This window comes from Carboxylicivirga sp. M1479 (genome assembly GCF_007097485.1).
GTDB lineage: Bacteria > Bacteroidota > Bacteroidia > Bacteroidales > Marinilabiliaceae > Carboxylicivirga.
In genome coordinates this window covers 41,145-59,039 of the sequence record NZ_VKDE01000029.1, presented here as the reverse complement: position 1 = coordinate 59,039, position 17,895 = coordinate 41,145, and the positions used below count along the sequence as shown (strand labels likewise).

Here is a 17,895-nt window from a genome sequence, read left to right as displayed (position 1 = left end):
TCAGATACTATAATATTCTCGATTCATTACTTTATCAGGAGAAGTTCGATAAAACACTGTTTGCACCAATGCACATTCCGGGTTTAGTATGTAAAGTTGTTTGTTGTTTTGTTAGATATAAAACAGTAATTTAACTTTCTGTATAAAATCAATAATTTTATTGTTATATGTAACCACATACCCAGGCGGTATAAAAATCTAAACACTCATGAAACAAATTAGTACGCTCGTATTATTACTTGTGTTGCTTGGCTTTAGTGCCTCAGCCCAAGTCGATTTAAAGTATCAAGAACCATCTAAAGAAATTATGGAACTGGCAGATGTGCCCTTACCTCCATCAACTGCTATTAACGACGATGGATCGGTACTAGTGCTTATGTACCGTAATCAGTATAAAACCATAAGTGAATTATCTGAGAAAGAAAAAAAGTTAGCCGGCATTCGTACCAACCCAATTACCAATGTTTCTTCGCGCACACGCTTTTCGAACAATGTTAAGTTAATGAAAAAGAAAGGGATTGTTGAAGTTGCAGGAATGCCTCAAAATGCCCGTTTATCAAACTTTTCGTGGTCGCCCGATCAAAGTAAAATGGCTTTTACTAATACCACAAATGTGGGTACGGAGCTTTGGTACATCAACATTGAAGCAAACACGGCTCATAAGTTAAGTGAAGGAACACTAAACGGTAATCTGGGTAGTCCTTTTAAATGGATGAAAGATAACAACTCATTAGTTGTAAAAATGATGCCAGAGAAAAGAGCGGCAATCATTGATAAGTTAAATGCAATACCCACTGGGCCAATTGTATCTGTAAACGAAGGGCAGAAAGCACAAAATCGAACTTATCAGGATTTATTAAAAGACAAGGTGGATGAGCAGAATTTTGTATCATTGGCCGAATCGGAACTTAAGGTTGTTGCTTTAGACGGACAAACGAAAGAATGGGCTTCAAAAGCTATTTACCGAAGTGTTAATTTTTCGCCCGATGGGAATTATGCTATTGTATCTATCGTTAAAAAGCCGTTTTCATACATTGTTCCTTACCGCCGCTTTCCAACAGAGTTTTGGTTGGTCGACAAAATGGGTAAGAAGTTAGAGGTAATAGAAAAAGTACCTTTGATTGAGGAACTACCACAAGGTTTTATGGCTGAGCGCATGGGGAAGCGTGATATTGCATGGCGAGCTGATAAGCCAGCGACTTTATATTGGGCGGTTGTGCTTGATAAAGGAGACCCTGAAGTAGAGGCAGCGTATCGCGATGAGGTATTTGAATGGCCAGCACCATTTAATACTGAACCGAAATCTATTTTTAAATCGATCAATCGTTTTGCAGGTATCACATGGGGCGATGATAACGCAGCCATCGCCTACGATTATTGGTGGAATACTCGTAATACCAAAACCTACTTATTTAATCCATCCAACCCTTCGCAGGAACCCGAAGTTTTGAATGATCGTAATTATCAGGATCGTTATAGCGACCCAGGTAATTTTGTTACAGAGCGTAATCAATATCATCGTAATGTACTTGTGCTAGATAAGGGTTATGCCTACCTCGAAGGCGATGGTCACTCAAAAGAAGGACAGAAGCCATTTATTGATAAAATGAATTTAAGCACTAAGAAAACGGTTCGTTTATATCAAGCAGAAAATAAGACCAACCTGGAGACGATTTCTAAAATAATTGATGTTAAAAAAGGACAAATTATTACACGTGTTCAGTCCCAAACCGATTACCCAAATTATTACCTACGAAATATCAAATCACGCAAGGCGCCTCGTCCGGTAACACAGTTCGAAAATCCGTTTAAAAGTATGGCTGGCGTGCACAAAGAAGTGGTAAAATATACACGTGAAGATGGATTACCTCTATCGGGTACTTTATATTTGCCAGCAGGTTACGATATGAATAACAAAGAGCGTTTACCGCTTGTAATGTGGGCTTATCCAACAGAATATAAAGACAAGCAAAGTGCTGGGCAGGTTACTGCTTCATCTAATGAATTTACCTACCCTTGGTATGGTTCTCCTGTATTTTGGGTTATGAAAGGTTATGCAGTATTAGATGATGCTTCTTTTCCAATTGTTGGGGAGGGAGATGAGGAGCCTAACGACACATTTGTACCTCAATTAGTGGCTAATGCCAAAGCGGCCATCGATTATTTAGATGAGCAAGGTTATGTTGACCGTAAACGTGTTGCCGTTGGTGGGCATTCATACGGTGCATTTATGACTGCTAACTTATTGACACATTCCGATTTATTTGCAGCTGGAATTGCTCGTAGTGGTGCCTATAACAGAACGCTTACTCCATTTGGATTTCAGAGTGAGGAACGCAATTACTGGGAAGCACCAGATATTTATAATACCATGTCGCCTTTTATGAACTCCAGTAAAATGAAGCACCCCTTGTTGTTAATTCATGGTGTGGCCGATAATAATTCAGGAACCTACCCAATGCAGAGTGAGCGCTATTTTAATGCTTTAAAAGGTTTAGGAGCTACGGTACGTTTGGTAATGCTTCCATCAGAAAGTCATGGTTATAGAGCCCGTGAATCTGTTTTACACATGTTGTGGGAACAAGATCAGTGGATGGAAAAATATGTAAAGAATAAAAAATAGATTATAGCTGGTGAGCTAAGCAGCTCACTGCTTTTGTAGCAAAACAAAGGATCGCATCTTAAGGCTTTTTGCCTCTAAAGATGCGATCCATTTTTATACGGGATTAAGTTGTTCAGAACAAAAGAAATGTCCTTAGATATATACTTCTAGAATTTTAGCTTCATCTGACTGTAGTACTACTTGATTGAGTGAGGCAGGAATCAAAACCGCTTCCATTTCATTTAACTCAATGCTCACTTCGGCAGCACTAATTTGGCAGCTTCCACCCACATTCATTAATATCACAAATGAATCCAATTCACTGTAGTCTGTTGATACGTTTCCTTTAACACACAGCATATTCGTCGTGAAATACTGACACGAAGCAATTTGATTGGATGTGTTTTCTTTATTCTGGTAATTTACTTTGCCTGACTCATCATCAGTAAAATTCATCGCATCCATGGCCAATTCATGATGTAACTCACGCGAATTACCCATCTTATCCTTACGATCGAAATCGTAGATGCGGTAGGTGATATCCGATGTTTGTTGTATTTCTGCCACTAAATTACCACTTCCTATCGAATGAACTTTTCCAGCCGGAATAAAAAAGGCATCTCCCTCTGCGGTAGTGTGTTTTTGCATTAATTCCATTAGGCGGCCACTTGAATGAAGCTTATCAAATTCCGAGGTGTCGGTTTTTCGTGAGAATCCCGAAATTAATGAAGCATCTTTTTCTGTAGCCATAACGTACCACATTTCTGTTTTGCCAAATGAATCATGTTTTTCTTTAGCCAACTCGTCGTTAGGGTGCACTTGAATCGATAGATCATCGTTAGCATCAATGTACTTAATAAGCAAAGGAAAATTGGTGCCAAACTGTTGATATACCTCTTCGCCCAATAATTGCCCTTTATACTTTTCGATCAAATCAAGCATATTATTGCCGGCAAGGCTACCATTACTCACCACCGATAAATCATTCTTTAGTCCTGATACAGCAAAGCTCTCACCAATCTTAACATCATCAGGTGTGTCAATATTTAAAGTGCTTGGAATTTTTTTGCCTCCCCAAATCATTTCTTTCAATATGGGCGTAAACTTTAATGGATATAACATTGTATTATGGTTTTATTAGTTTAACGTATTTATCGCAAAAGCATGCATGCCTTTGCTATTATCAATGGTATTTACAATTTATATTGTTGTTTTGTTAGCAAGTAAAGTCTTCATTTTTTAGTTAACCGTTTTAGTAAAGAGGTAAAAAATTATCGTTCTATAATTGTTGTTGAAAGACAATGATTTGTGACTGTTTTGTTGTTTTCAATTTGTGAATGCAGCATGTCAACGCTTCTTTTTGCCATTTCATCACTTGGTTGTAAGGCAGAAATAACGCTAGGCTCTACAAAATCAAATAGTTCTAAATTATCAAAGCTTGCAAACTGCAGGTTTTCTTTTTTATTTGGATAATTTTTGTTGACACTCCAGATGCCTTCGCTTGTAAGTACATTGCTTAAAAATAATATACTGCTTACAGTCTTAGCTTCAAGTAGCTGGTGTATAGCTGCGTTAACATCTGCTTTGATGTGTTCTTTTCTTATTTCAAAAATCGAGTCTTCATCAAATTCGATGTTATTGCTTTGCAGAGCTGTTTTATAGCCCTTAATGCGCTCTTGAATATTGGGTAGATGAGAACTAATGGTGAATAATGCAATATGTTTATGCCCTCTGGAAATAAGACTTTCAGTTAACTTTTGAGCTGTTTCCTGATTATTGATATCAACAAAATTTTGATCATCTGACTTAAAAACTCTATCAAAAGAAACTAAAGGCAAGTGCTTACTGAATTGAAGACTTGCTTGGCAGGTGGGAGCAAGTATAATGCCGTCCACCTGACGATTCCTGAATGATTCGAGAATGAGTTGTTCCTTTTCAGGTTTTTCACCAGTACTTGCCATCATCACTGAATATCCTTTTTCTTCGGCATATTGCTCTACTAGCCTAGCCATCTTGCTAAAAAAAGGATTGGCGATATCGGGCACCACAAAACCAATAGTGAAAGAACGTCCGAGACTTAAACTACGAGCCAGTTGATTGGGCTGGTAGTTTTGTTGACGGGCCGTGTCAAGCACACGTTTTTGTGTTTCTGAACTGATGTTTTTTTCATCGCCTCGCCCATTTAATACAAATGATACGGTGGTTTTAGAAACTCCCGACTGTTCTGCTATGGTTTTTAACGATGCTTTCATTATGGTTTTACTAAACCGGTTAGAGTGCGAAGATAGTCGAAAATAATGATACAAAAAAAGCGCTCCGTTTATGGAGCGCTTGAATCGAAATAAAGTATTTTTTAATGACCTTCACTTTCTGAGTCAATGGCTTTAAAACCTTCACCATGGATTTGGCTACTGTCAATTACATTAACAAAGGCCGTAGGGTCAATTTTGGCAATGTGATTAAGTAATATGGTTGACTCACGACGTGTAATAGTTGTATAAATAACTGTTCGTTCAACACCTTCATACATCCCTTTGGCGGCAAATACAGTACCACCTCTTTTTAGGTTGTTCAAAATCTTACTTTGTATCTCTTCGCTTTTATCTGAAATGATGAATAGGGTTTTGTTGACCTTTAATCCATCAATAACCATATCAATAATTTTACCTTCGATGAAGATAATTAACCATGAATAGATTGGTAAAGTCCAGTCGATACCACTTTCACTTGGCATAAACAATGTTAACAAGGTAATTGATCCGTCAACAATAATTACCAACTTACCCAAGGACATGCGCGTGTACTTATTCAGAATCATTGAAATAATATCTGAACCACCTGATGTTGCGCGAGATTTGAAAATTAAACCAATGGCTACACCATAAATGATACCGGCAACTAAGGCATTTAGCATTGGATCATTAGGTAAAAAGGCCTCGTAACCCCACCAATGTGTTTCAAACATGTATGCAAAGCCCATTATTAAAAATGTGCTTATCAATGTTTTGATACCGAATCGGGGGCCTAAAATTATGGTTCCAACTATGAGTAATGGTATTTCCATAAAAAGTACCGATAAACTAATTTTAAAACCAAACGTATGGTATAAAAAGTTACCAATACCATAAACTCCACCCGGGGCTAATTTGTAGGGGTTAACAAATAATACATCGCCCACCGCGAATAAAAAGCTACCAAGCAATATGTATGCATAAGTAACAAACCAATCTTTGGATAAAAACTTCTCCTTTGTAATAAAAGACATAACGCTGTTAAATTTTTGTGTTCATGCAAAAAATCGCGCAAAATTGGCTTCTTCTTGATTAATGGGAAATGATAAATTTCATGATTTGAAATTATTTTCATTTGCTGCAAGGAACGTTAGGCAAATTCTGTTTAAAAAGTAGATGGTAAGTCAATCGCGTGCTAAAGGTTTTTTTGATATGAACGCAATTATTTCAAATTAAGTTGTTTATATGTGTTTTTTCTAAACTTGGTATTTTGAACGCTGTAAACTATGGACTCTCTTTTAAATAGCTTACGTTTTATCAAAAGCTTTAGAGAGACCGGGAAGCTGAGAACTTGTTCAAAGATCACCCGGCCGCACTTAAGTTTGAGATAAATAAGAAAGATATTTAAAAAGTAGCCTTGATCTTTTTTCCTTAGTTTTTGTGATCAAGAACAAAAAGTAAGTCCGGTTTGGGCAGATAGACCAAATGATAGAATTTATTATGACAACATTGATGATATGACATTATTTGTTAGATGAGCGAGTGTGGTAAATTAAATCCAGAGGAATGTTAATTGAAAGCGCGCGGCTCCTTTGTCTGCAGAGCTTTTAAACCAATTGACAAAACAATTAATAGGAGGGATACAATAGCAAAACCAAGTCCTAAACCTAAGGCATCGACAAAAAGGCCTAGCACAAAGGCGATAATACCGGCAAACATGGTTTCGCTTTGGGATTCAACCGATAAGGCACTGGCCATAACATTGTCATTAAACTGATTACTCACATAACTAACCGCCATTGGTCTTCTGAAATTTTGAATTAAGTAGATGGAAGCGAAACAAATAAGGGCTAACATAAAGAATTCCATAATGAAAAACAGGCCTGAAAGTACACCCAATAAATAGGCGATTGTTTGAAGCCCAAAAATGCCTTTCCCCAATGAGTTGAATGCTTTTTCTATGCGATATGCATTACGAGCAGCTATTGACGAAAGAGTGAATAGGATAAAATAAGTTAGGCCCATGTATATGGCTATGTTTTGCTCATCTGTGATGTTCTGGTGAATTACCAAGCCCATTGCCATGCTTGTGACAATTATTTGAATGTAATCTTTGGTGGCCTTGTAATAGCCTGTAAAATTACTTGTTAATAGAATGGTTTTGAGGGCAGTTTTATTTTTAAAGGCCTTAAATAAATCGCCAAACCGCTCTTTTATATCTATCCAAAATGAATTGCTGAGTTTAATACTTTCGCCATTTAAATAGGCAGGGTAGGTGCTTAGTAATATGAGATCGAACAGGTAAGGGATAATGGTAAGTACAAACATGAGGGCGTAATCACCCGTGAAGAATACCATAATGGCCGCTATCAATGAGGAAAGGGCAGCACCGCGTTGCGACCATGATCTGGTGCGACCGTAATATTGAGTTTTTAGTGTTTGAAGATGCTCGTTTTTTAAGTAGGTTAATATCATTGCTTTATGAGTGCCTGTTCGAAAAGAGTCGGCCAATCCGTAAAAGAAAAATGCCAAGAGGTAACCAGCAAAATTACCCATTAAATAAAATAGGATAAAACTAATTATATAAGCAATAAATGCACCTATGAGTGCGTTTCGTCGGCCAAATACATCAGCGATAAGGCCAGATATAATCTCAAAAAAGTTAATTGTAACTTCTCTAAAAGCATATAAAACACCAATTTCGGTAAAGCTGACACCTCTATCTATAAAAAACATCAATAGAAAGGGATCAAATAACCTGATGTTTTTAAAAAAGCCGTAGAAACAAAATTTGTAGTACTGCTTATTCTTAATCACTTCCACCCAGTTGTGCTTTAATTTAAGTAATGAGAGTTTGTATTAGTATACATAAAGCTTGTTAAATGAGTTGAATGTCTAATCTTTAATAATGTGTATGTCGCGCTGTGGAAATGGTATCTCAATGCCTTCTTTATTTAAAGCTTCATAGATCATTTTTGTCATTTCACTCTTTATTCTAAGCCCTTCACTCATTTTAGAAATCCAGAAAAGTAAACGGAAATCCAGTGAGCTTTCACCCATGTTGATAAATAATACCATAGGTTCAGGGTATTGAAGTATATCTTCGTGCAGTTTAATTTGTTCTTCAAGCAAAGCTTTAACCTGTTTAGCATCGGAACCATAAGCTACACCCACAAATATTTCATGACGACGAATTTGATCGGAGTGAGTCCAGTTGATTACTTCGTTAGAAATTAATTGTCCATTAGGTACAATCACTTCTGCACCATCAAAGGTTCTGACAATGCTTGAACGAATTCCAATAGACTTAACTTTACCCAATAACTGTCCTACTTCTATGGTGTCATCAATTTTTATTGGGCGCTCGAATAGTAGAATAAGGCCAGAGACCAAATTATTGAAAATATTCTGAAGACCAAAACCAATACCAACACCAAAGGCACCAATTAAAACTGCAAAATTTGACATTGGTAAGCCGGCTGTTGATATAGCAAAAGTAACACCAATTAATATTAAACAATACTTAGCCAAAAGGGCAATGGTGTGGGGAAGACCTTTACCTAGTTTAGTCTTGCTCAGGACATCTTCTTCCAATGTTATTTTTATAACATTAGCCACAAAAATTGAAAATGAAATAATAAGGATTAAAGCAATTATTCTTCCGATTGAGAAGCTAAAGGTTTCTGTTATTACAAACTGGTAGGATATCATCTCAACAACACTATCATATACGATATCCTTTAAGTTAACACTACCCAAAATGGTTAAAATAGCTATGATTTTGGTTAGTGTAGCAACAAACCAAATTAATCGTTTTTTAGTGCTATCGCCATATACTTCCAGAACCTTATATTTCTGTTTATTCATCTTATCAAACAGTAGTTCAATAATACCAATAACAATAAGCATCGAAACAAATAGCAAGGCGATACTAAATGTGTTGGATAAAATAATATTGACAAACTGTTCCACCAGTACGATATAGCCCAATAGGCCTAATAAAAGCGCCACAATGGCTCCAAAAATTGATATTAGTAGAAGATTGCTGGTTAGGTTATTGGCTAATCTGTTTTTAAAAGGATTCTTTTTATAGAGGAAGAACAGTTTTACCAAAACAAATATTTCCAACACGGCAGCGATGAAGAGAAAAAAGCGATAGACCATGTGGTTAGGTGGAAACAAGTTCACAAAAACCTGTACAAAAATGAGTGAGAATAGAATAACAACACTTAAAAACAACCATTTATCAACAAGTCGATAAAGCAGAATAGCCAAAGGAATACTAATTAATATTTGAATAATATCGCTAAATAATAAAGGTTGATTGGGGAATATGGGTACAGATAACCATATAATTAGCACAAATGCAGTGCTTTTGTAAGCCGATAAAAGTTTCTTAAACTGAACTTTGTAATAGCCTTCCTCTTGAATATCATTTGTGAGGATTGACTTACGTGTTTGTCTGAAAATGAATATGCCACCAAATAAAATAAGACAAAAAATAAATATATTTTGGCGGTTACTAGCCATATAATCAGCCAATAATTTACTTTCTATAGAGAGATTTTTTTTAAGTACTTGAGTGGCTGATTTGTAATTATGTAGTTTAAATATTTCTCTAAATTGAATATCACTTTTGGCAAAAATATTTGTCTCTTCATCGTTTATTTTCTGCTCAAATCTTTCTAATTGAGATGTAATATTTGTGGCACTAGATATGGCTTTGTCCTGAACTACTAAAAACTCACCACGCTGATGTATTAGCTTCTCTATTAAGCTATCTTTTTGTATCATCACGCGTTGAATATTCACGTTCACTACGCTGTCACGTTCCTCTTCGCTTAATTGCTTATCAATGCCAAGCCACACTTTATCAATTGCTTCGGCCTCACTATTGATTGTTTCAATTTTTTCTAAGCGATCAATCATTTCCGACTCTATCCCCTTCACCTGATCAAGTCGTTGCTTCCAATAGGTTTCTTTATTGAGTAGGTGACGTTTATTAAAGATGCTTAAATCTACTTTGCTTTCCAGCATAAAAAGGCTGTCGATTAAAGCCAGGTTTAACATGTTGGTACTTTTGACTTTATCAACTTGCTTATTAGTAAGTAAGGATTTGTTTAGCTTTTTGATATTAGATACGGTTGAAGCACTTTTACTTGGTATTTCTATAAGGTCAACACTGTGTTCTACGATTGTGTCAGTCGGCTGAATAATTTCTTCCTGTGCCATTAAAAGATGACTACACGTGGCGACGAACAGCAATAAAATAAATTTGGAACGATTCATTGTTAACGGTTTTTGTTTGGCAACTTAAAATAACACAGAAATAAACAAAAGTCTACAAAACGGAATTAAATTGTTTACTAATCATCTGCCATTCATTTTTTGTTAAGATATTTTTTAAGTCGAAGTAGGTTTTTTTGAAATGCATATTAAAGGCCATTCGAATAGCATATCTGTCATCATTAAGTTGAATAACTTCGGATTGTTTGGTGTTGTAGTTGATTAACAACGCATTTCGCTCCTTTTGTTTTTCGCTAAATTCATCTAATGTTCTGTTGAGATGTTCTTCAAAACTTGCGACAATTAACCTGGCCGAAGGATTCATGCCATGTTTGTTTATGTGCTTTTCTACCTTGTTGTGGAGTTTGTTAATACGTTTGTTAAGTTTTGACCTTTTTTTTTCAAAGCTCTTTTGCTGCCTTTTTAAAGTTTTATCAATATCAGTTAACGCATCTTGCCATTGTTTTTCGGTGAATTGATCAACAATAATAAAGTGCCTAGTGAGTGAAAGACTATCTAATGTTTTATGGCCTTTTAAGTTGATAGAATAAAAAACATCAAATTCACTTTCGCTCACATTACCAGCCATTCGTTTTTTTTGAAACTCTTTTATTTCTGTTTCAAAATTCTTAAAAAACTCTTTAGAATCATCTTCGTGTTTATCAAGCGTTTCGATAACGATGTTTTTTGAAGATTCATCCAAGTGCTTTTTGCAATATTTCTCAATGGGAGGAATCAAAAAATCGTCTTGACCTCCGCCTAATAATAATTTAATTAATAGTGCTATAATCATAGTAGGTGGGTAATATGAGGTTAATTACTCTTACTTAAACCAACTCCTAGGGCTTAGTGTTCATGTTGATGCTGTAATATTATTTCTTGTTTAAACCAATTACAATAGCAAAATCCCCTAAAGAGAGTTTTATATCGTCTTTAAGGGATTTTGTAATGAATAAAATAGCTTTGGCACATTTTTTTATGGTAAACTCATGCCATCTACCCATGGGCCTCCATTAGTTAGTAATAGTTTCATAATTTCACTGAAATCGACTTCAGTAATGTGTGAAACCTTGTTCATTAACTCGGCCAAATCTTCTTGAACATAGACTAAGTTTTGGCGCTGGGTGGCTGTAGGTCCATAAGTGTTATTATAAACATTGGTTGATGCGGCACTTAACCTACTGTTGATGGTCGGTTTATTCTTTTCTCCAACCAAATTTTTGTTGGCGTCACCAAACAGTTGCTCTTCAATGTCGTATAGCTCCTGTTTAAGCTCAAATAGCCTGGTGTCAAGTTCGCCAATGTCAAGTTTAGAATTTTGTGCCGATACTTTTAAAGCTTCAATTTGCTTAAACGCTTTTCTTACAGTTGTGTTGATGGCTGATAGTTCGATCTGTGCCTTTTGAAGATCCTGAATATAGCTATCAATACTGCTTTCGCTTTGTTTTTGAAGATGGCCCTTGTAAAGTGGAACAACTTCAAAACTTATTGAAGTAGATAAATCTGTAATATTACCATCCTCGTCTTTTGAAAGGGTGGCGGTATAGTTTCCAGATGGCGCTAAATAGCCTACAGAGCGCCTGGTTTCTTGTTTGTCAATGTTGATTGTTTGAAGCGGAGCATAACGTAAATCCCAGGCTAGGCGATGAAACCCTTTGCCTGATGGAGCCCTGAGTCTTCTAATTACCTGCTCCTCTTCGTTTTTAATTGTTAGCCAAAGTTTGAGTGTATCTTGCCTATGCTCAGCTGATAAACGATCCCACCCTAGGAAAGCTACGGCATCGCCCTTTTTAGTTATTTCTTGCTCTTTTAGCTGCCTTTGCTTGTTAAGCATCTGGTAGTCGTCTTTTAAATAATAAGTAAAAACGGCACCAAATTCAGGATTTGGAGCGTTAAAAAAGGCTGCTCCTTGCGATCCTTTATCACGCATTGTCATGCCTGGTCGTGGTATGTAGCGAAGTGCTTTTCGGGTAGGGAAGAGGGTTGCTTCTTCGTTTAATTGTTCTTCAGAGATATGCCTTAAGGCTGAGTAGTCATCTAACACAAAAAAACCACGACCAAAAGAAGCGCCAACCAAGTCATTTTCTCTTCGTTGTATGGCTATGTCTCTAAATGATATTGTTGGGATATTGCCTTTCAATTGGAGCCATTGTTCGCCTCCATCAATAGTGAAGTATAAGCCAAACTCTGTTCCTAAAAAGCATAAGTTTGGATTTACATGATCTTGTACAAATCGCCAAACAAGTGTTTTATCAGGAAGATTTCCAGCGATTGATTTCCACGATTTTCCTTTATCAGTACTTTTTAAAATATAGGGTTTGAAATCGCCATACTTATGGTTGTCCAATAGCACATAAACAGTGTTGATGTCATATAAATCGGCTTTAATATCGTTTACAAAAGCCGTTTCAGGTACATCTGGTAGTTTGCTCACAGATATTGTTTTCCAGTTGGCACCAGCATTTTCGCTGATACTGATTTGTCCATCGTCGGTTCCTGCATAAAGTAGTCCTTCTTGAATTGGCGACTCAGCCAACGAAGTGATCGTATTATAGGTTGACATAGCAAAGAAATCCCAGGCATTATCCCAACTTTGGGTAGAGCCCATAATTGGTAAGGCTAGTCGTTCCTGGTTCTTTGTTAAATCCTTCGATATTGGTGTCCAGCTATCTCCTCTATCATTTGAGCACCAAACACGTTGTGAAGCAAAATAGATTCGACTTGGCTGATGAGGGCTCACAAGAATTGGTGCATCCCAGTTGTAGCGTTCAAAGGGTTCGCCTTTTAGAGCTTGCGGTTGAATATGAACGATTTCGCCAGTTGTTTTATCCACACGAACCAAGTTACCCTCCTGCCATTCGCAATAGACAATATTCGGATTGCCTGGTTCAGTTGCGGGCTGATGACCATCAGCAAATAAGGTAAGATACCAATCGGCATTGGTAATGCCATTTGCTTTGTCTGTTCTTGATGGGCCACCTTGGGTGTTATTATCTTGCGTACCTCCATAAATGTGGTAAAAAGGCTCAGCATCGTCAACAGCCAATTTGTAAAACTGTGTAACAGGGAGGTTGGATACATATCGCCAATTTCTTGTCGCATCAAACGTTTCATATAATCCGCCATCTGTTCCTACCAAAAGGTAGTTTGGGTCATCGGCCTTAAAAGCTATGGCATGATTGTCCGAGTGCTTGTGTTTTTCCGACATACGCTTAAAGGTTTTACCACCGTTTTCTGATATTTGCATACGAACATCAACGAGATAGAGTTTGTCAAATTGGTATGGACAGGCGTATAGCTCCTGATAATAATGAGGGCCTGTAGCTCCAGAAACGGCATCTGACATTTTTACCCATGATGCACCTTTGTTGGAAGAGCGATAGACTCCTCCTTTTCGATGGTTTTGCTCAATGGCAGCATACACTATATCGGGCTGTTGTGGTGAAATGGCCAAACCTACTTTAGCCAAATTCCCTGTTGGAAGTCCTTTGCTTAATTTTTGCCAGGTTTCGCCACCATCATCAGAACGATAAATGGCAGTTCCCGGGCCTCCACCCATATAAGCCGCTACGTTACGGTGTCTTTGCCATGTTGCAGCATACAATACTTTTGAGTTACGCGGATCAATTACTAAATCAGTGGCGCCAACCCATACATTGTCGCCCAATGTTTGTTTCCAAGTTTTGCCTCCATCGTCCGATTTGTAAATACCTCTTTCTCCTCCTTCATTCCAAAGTGGCCCTTGAGCGGCTACCCAAATAACATCTGAGTTAGTGGGGTGTACAATAATTTTTGAAATGTGCTGCGACGATGCTAAACCCATATTGGTCCATGTGGCACCATCGTCATCACTCTTATAAATGCCATCGCCAAAGCTAACATGCCTGCCTCCAACATTTTCGCCAGTACCAAGCCAAATGGTGTGGTGATTCGATGGATCGATGGTAAGACAACCAGTTGAGTAAACGTTTTGTTGGTCAAAAATTGGCTGCCAGGTAGTTCCGGCATTGGTAGTTTTCCAAACACCTCCGGATCCAACTGCCACATACCATGTATTATCGTTTGTGGGGTGAATGGCTACATCGGCAATGCGACCAGACATGAGGGCAGGGCCGATGTTTCGAAATTTTAGTCCAGTAAAAGTGGTGTCGTTTAATAGGGATTGGGCTGCCAGTGGTAAACACAGAATTAGCAGCATTGAAGAAAGGATGAGTCCTTTAGTTCTGCTTCTTTTCATAGTTAATGTGTTGATGTTTGGTGATAATGTAGGTTCAATATAGGATAAATATCTGTAAGTTAGTTGTTAAGTGGGGGTGTTTTCTGATAACGTATTAATGCTAGTGCTTTGTGACTTGTGTTTTATAAGCAAAAAAACGCCCCACTTTCAAAATTGAAGAGGGGCGCAAATAAGTCTTAAACAACTATTGGTTTATGGAATATCTAAATCCACATTATTTCTGTAATCTCCCAAAAGGTGTTCAGAGAAATGGTACCAAATCATTTTTTCGAAATATGGTGAGTATTGCGAAAAACCGTGACGTACATTAGGGATTATCATAAAATCGAAACGTTTACGAGCATCCATTAATGCTTTTACAACCCGCATGGTATTGGCAGGATGTACGTTATTATCTATTTCTCCATGAACCAACATCAGGTGCCCTTTTAAATTTTTAGCAATTGATGGATTGGTTGGTATTTTACTTTTGAAGCTAATTTCGTATTCATCCTCTGGCGTTGATACCTGAGTTGAGTCCTTTTGCTCTTCCTCTTTCTTTTTAATCTTCTTTTTTACCTCTTTAACACCGTGGTGCGTTTCTCCCCACCATTTATTATAGATGTTGTTATCGTGGTTACCTGCTGAAGAAACTGCAGCTCTGTAAAAATCAGGATAAGCAAACATGGCTGCTGTAGACATAAATCCACCACCACTATGACCAAAAATACCAACCTTTTTAATGTCGATGTAATCGTATCGATTAGCCAATTGCTTTAGAGCAAACATATCATCTTTAAGGGCGTAATCGCGTAAATTATCGTATCCATAGGTATGGTAGTATTTGTGTCTTTTAGGGCTGCCTCCGCGGTGTCCAACCGATACCACTACAAAGCCTAGTTGAGCCAAGGCTGTATTATAACGGGCTGTTACTGTAAAGTCGCGTACTACAGCTTCGGTTTGTGGGCCAGGGTATACATAGGAAATAACAGGATACTTCTTCGTTGAATCAAAATCAAAAGGTTTCCAGATAACACCGTGCAGGTTTGTAATTCCATCGTCTGCTTTAACCACAAACTTCTCTGGAAATGTCCATCCAAGCTCTTTAACGCGTGAAAGATCCATTGTTTCCAGTTCCATCACAACAGAACCATTTTTATCGCGTACCACTGCTTTTGGGGCCTGATCTACTCTTGAGAAATTATTCACAAAGTAATTAGCATGTTTATCCGTTTTTGGCATGCTAAAGCGATGGTTGGCTTCTTCGGGGGTAATAATTTTTGTATCAGAACCATCAAATTTAGTGCTGTAATAAATATCGTAGTAAGGATCAAAACCCTTTTCTTTTCCATAGGCTGGGTAGTACAAGGTATTTGATAGAGTATCAATTCGAGCAACTTTACCCACTACATAATTCCCTTTGGTAATTTGATTTTTAAGCTTCCCGTTTGCATCATATCGGTACAGTTGACCCCAGCCTGTGCGCTCCGACCACCAAATGAACTCTTCGCCTTCGTTAATAACGTGCAATTGATTCATCTGATCGTTAAAGTAAGGTTTTGACTTCTCACTAAAAAGTGGAGTAACATCACCCGTGTTGGTGTTGACTTTTACTAGTTCCAACTCGTCGCAGGTACGCTTTTTTCGAATAACGAAAAGATTGTCTGAAGTTTTAGACGGTCGGTATGTACGAATGCTTTGATCTTTCCATTTATCCAAATCAGGTTTTGTCCAGGTAGTTGAGGCTAAGTCATAAATCTGAAGATGTGGAATGCTGATGTTTTCATCTCCGGGCATGGCATATTTGTAGGTTTCAACGGTTGGTCGTGGATTGGCAACCGAATTGATGACGGCCATCTCTTTTACTTTGCGCGAGTCGTAGCGAACGGTATAGAACTTTTTTTCATCTTTAAACCAAGAGACCCAGGCTTTTAAACGTTTGTCAGAAGTGGTATCGCCACCTTTGCTTTGGTAACTAAACCAACGTTCCCCATCGGTAGTCAATTGTGTTTCTGTGCTATCGGTATCGTTGGAGCGCATCATGTACAAATTATGTTGACGGGCAAATACGATATAAGTACTATCAGGAGAATAGCTTTTCCAACTATCCTTGGTTTCTTTTTTTACTGTGTCAATTTTAGATACCCATTGACTGGCAATGTCGTATTTAAACTTAAGGTCATCCATTTCAAAGGTAAAAGTGGATTTGCTATTTTTCTCAAACTCAATTTTCTTAAGTGGTAGATCATTGACATTGTATGGTTTGTGTGTAATTGCCGTTACTTTGCTAGCCAAGTCATTGTTATCAAATAAAGGCTTCTTAGTTCGTTTTTCAGGATCAACCAACCAATAAAAATTACCATCAGATGTTTTGTAATTATACCAGAATAGATGGCTGTTCTCAATCCAGTTTGGATTAACACGACTGGAGCCAATGTATTTTTCAACATTACTTTTTGTGAATTTATTGGCTTGCTCAAAATTAGCTTGTTGTCCAGTTGCAGAAAAGGAACTTAATGTTCCAATACAGACGAGGGTGAGGAGTAAATGCTTCATAATAATAAATTAACGTGTGAACCACGAATGTAGGAATTCTTTTAGTACTTAGATATGATATTTCTTTCGTATCCTTGTTTTATTGATTTTTTATAAGAAGCTAATTAATTGCTTAAGTGCATAAGTATGCTTTATTTTACTCAACATTAGTTGTGACTATTACAAGGTATTACCCTCATTAAGATTGATGTTTTTAAAGCTAACCTTTTAACTATGAAACTAACCATATACCAAATAGATGCCTTTACCGATAAAGTTTTTAGTGGTAATCCGGCATGTGTTATTCCCCTTGAAGATTGGTTGCCCGATGAGTTGCTATTAAAGATAGCAATGGAAAATGCGGTGGCTGAAACAGCTTTTTTCGTACGAGAAAAGGATCAAATTCATTTACGGTGGTTTACACCTGATTTAGAAATGGATTTATGCGGACATGCAACACTGGCTGCGGCATATGTTTTAAAGGTTCATTTGGCTTACGAACCTGACATAATTACTTTTAATACTTTGAGTGGAGAACTAAATGTGGAGTGTCAAGCTGATATTCTAACGCTTGATTTGCCATCAAGGGGAGCGGTGCGAAGCGAATTGCCTGTCGAAATACAAGAGGCAATAAATCATCAGCCTACAGATGTTTTTAAAGCACGTGATTACCTATTGGTTTACCCATCTGAAGAGATGGTAAGTGATTTGGAAATCAATAGAGAACTATTTGATAGAATTAACCTGGGTACAGGAGGTGTAATTGTTACCGCACCAGGAGAGAAACATGATTTTGTATCGAGGTTTTTTACTCCACAGGCAACTATATTAGAAGATCCAGTCACTGGTTCAGCACATTGCACATTAATTCCATATTGGAGCCGTGAACTGAAAAAGAGTGAGTTAACAGCTTTGCAGGTGTCAGAAAGGCAAGGTTTGTTGTACTGCAGAAATAATGAGAAACGGGTTCATATAAGCGGTAAAGCTAGAACTTACATGGTGGGAAGTATCTGGGTTGACTAATA

10 protein-coding genes are annotated in these 17,895 nt (G+C 37.4%); 2 read left to right on the top strand and 8 right to left on the bottom strand.

The features are described 5' to 3' along the window. Nucleotides 1-208 precede the first annotated feature (208 nt). Nucleotides 209-2,623, top strand: a complete 2,415-nt coding sequence (locus FNN09_RS16245) for a prolyl oligopeptidase family serine peptidase (protein ID WP_143303484.1) — start codon at nucleotides 209-211, stop codon at nucleotides 2,621-2,623. A 132-nt stretch (nucleotides 2,624-2,755) separates the two neighbouring features. On the opposite strand, the gene FNN09_RS16240 is transcribed toward FNN09_RS16245, so the two are convergent. From FNN09_RS16240 to FNN09_RS16205, 8 genes are all read right to left on the bottom strand, one after another. Continuing rightward, on the bottom strand, nucleotides 2,756-3,724 hold the full coding sequence (locus tag FNN09_RS16240; RefSeq protein WP_143303483.1) for a type I phosphomannose isomerase catalytic subunit: 969 nt from the start codon (nucleotides 3,722-3,724) through the stop codon (nucleotides 2,756-2,758). A 149-nt stretch (nucleotides 3,725-3,873) separates the two neighbouring features. Beyond that, nucleotides 3,874-4,854, bottom strand: coding sequence for a LacI family DNA-binding transcriptional regulator (locus tag FNN09_RS16235; protein WP_143303481.1), 981 nt, complete (start codon nucleotides 4,852-4,854; stop codon nucleotides 3,874-3,876). 101 nt (nucleotides 4,855-4,955) lie between these two features. Further along, complete coding sequence (locus FNN09_RS16230; RefSeq protein ID WP_143303479.1) at nucleotides 4,956-5,867, bottom strand: YitT family protein; 912 nt, start codon at nucleotides 5,865-5,867, stop codon at nucleotides 4,956-4,958. Nucleotides 5,868-6,402: 535 nt separating this feature from the next. Further along, nucleotides 6,403-7,656, bottom strand: a complete 1,254-nt coding sequence (locus tag FNN09_RS16225) for an MFS transporter (protein ID WP_143303477.1) — start codon at nucleotides 7,654-7,656, stop codon at nucleotides 6,403-6,405. 72 nt (nucleotides 7,657-7,728) lie between these two features. After that, nucleotides 7,729-10,122 (bottom strand): mechanosensitive ion channel family protein, encoded by a 2,394-nt coding sequence (locus tag FNN09_RS16220; RefSeq protein WP_143303475.1) that lies wholly within the window; start codon nucleotides 10,120-10,122, stop codon nucleotides 7,729-7,731. 52 nt (nucleotides 10,123-10,174) lie between these two features. After that, on the bottom strand, nucleotides 10,175-10,912 hold the full coding sequence (locus FNN09_RS16215; RefSeq protein WP_143303474.1) for a hypothetical protein: 738 nt from the start codon (nucleotides 10,910-10,912) through the stop codon (nucleotides 10,175-10,177). A 183-nt stretch (nucleotides 10,913-11,095) separates the two neighbouring features. Next, entirely contained in the window at nucleotides 11,096-14,356 is a 3,261-nt protein-coding gene (locus FNN09_RS16210) for a glycosyl hydrolase (RefSeq protein WP_143303472.1), read from the bottom strand. A gap of 192 nt (nucleotides 14,357-14,548) precedes the next feature. Further along, complete coding sequence (locus FNN09_RS16205) at nucleotides 14,549-16,891, bottom strand: DPP IV N-terminal domain-containing protein (protein ID WP_143303470.1); 2,343 nt, start codon at nucleotides 16,889-16,891, stop codon at nucleotides 14,549-14,551. A 213-nt stretch (nucleotides 16,892-17,104) separates the two neighbouring features. Here FNN09_RS16205 and FNN09_RS16200 point away from each other — a divergent pair, with 213 nt between their 5' ends. After that, nucleotides 17,105-17,893 (top strand): PhzF family phenazine biosynthesis protein, encoded by a 789-nt coding sequence (locus FNN09_RS16200; protein WP_143303468.1) that lies wholly within the window; start codon nucleotides 17,105-17,107, stop codon nucleotides 17,891-17,893. Nucleotides 17,894-17,895: the final 2 nt, after the last annotated feature.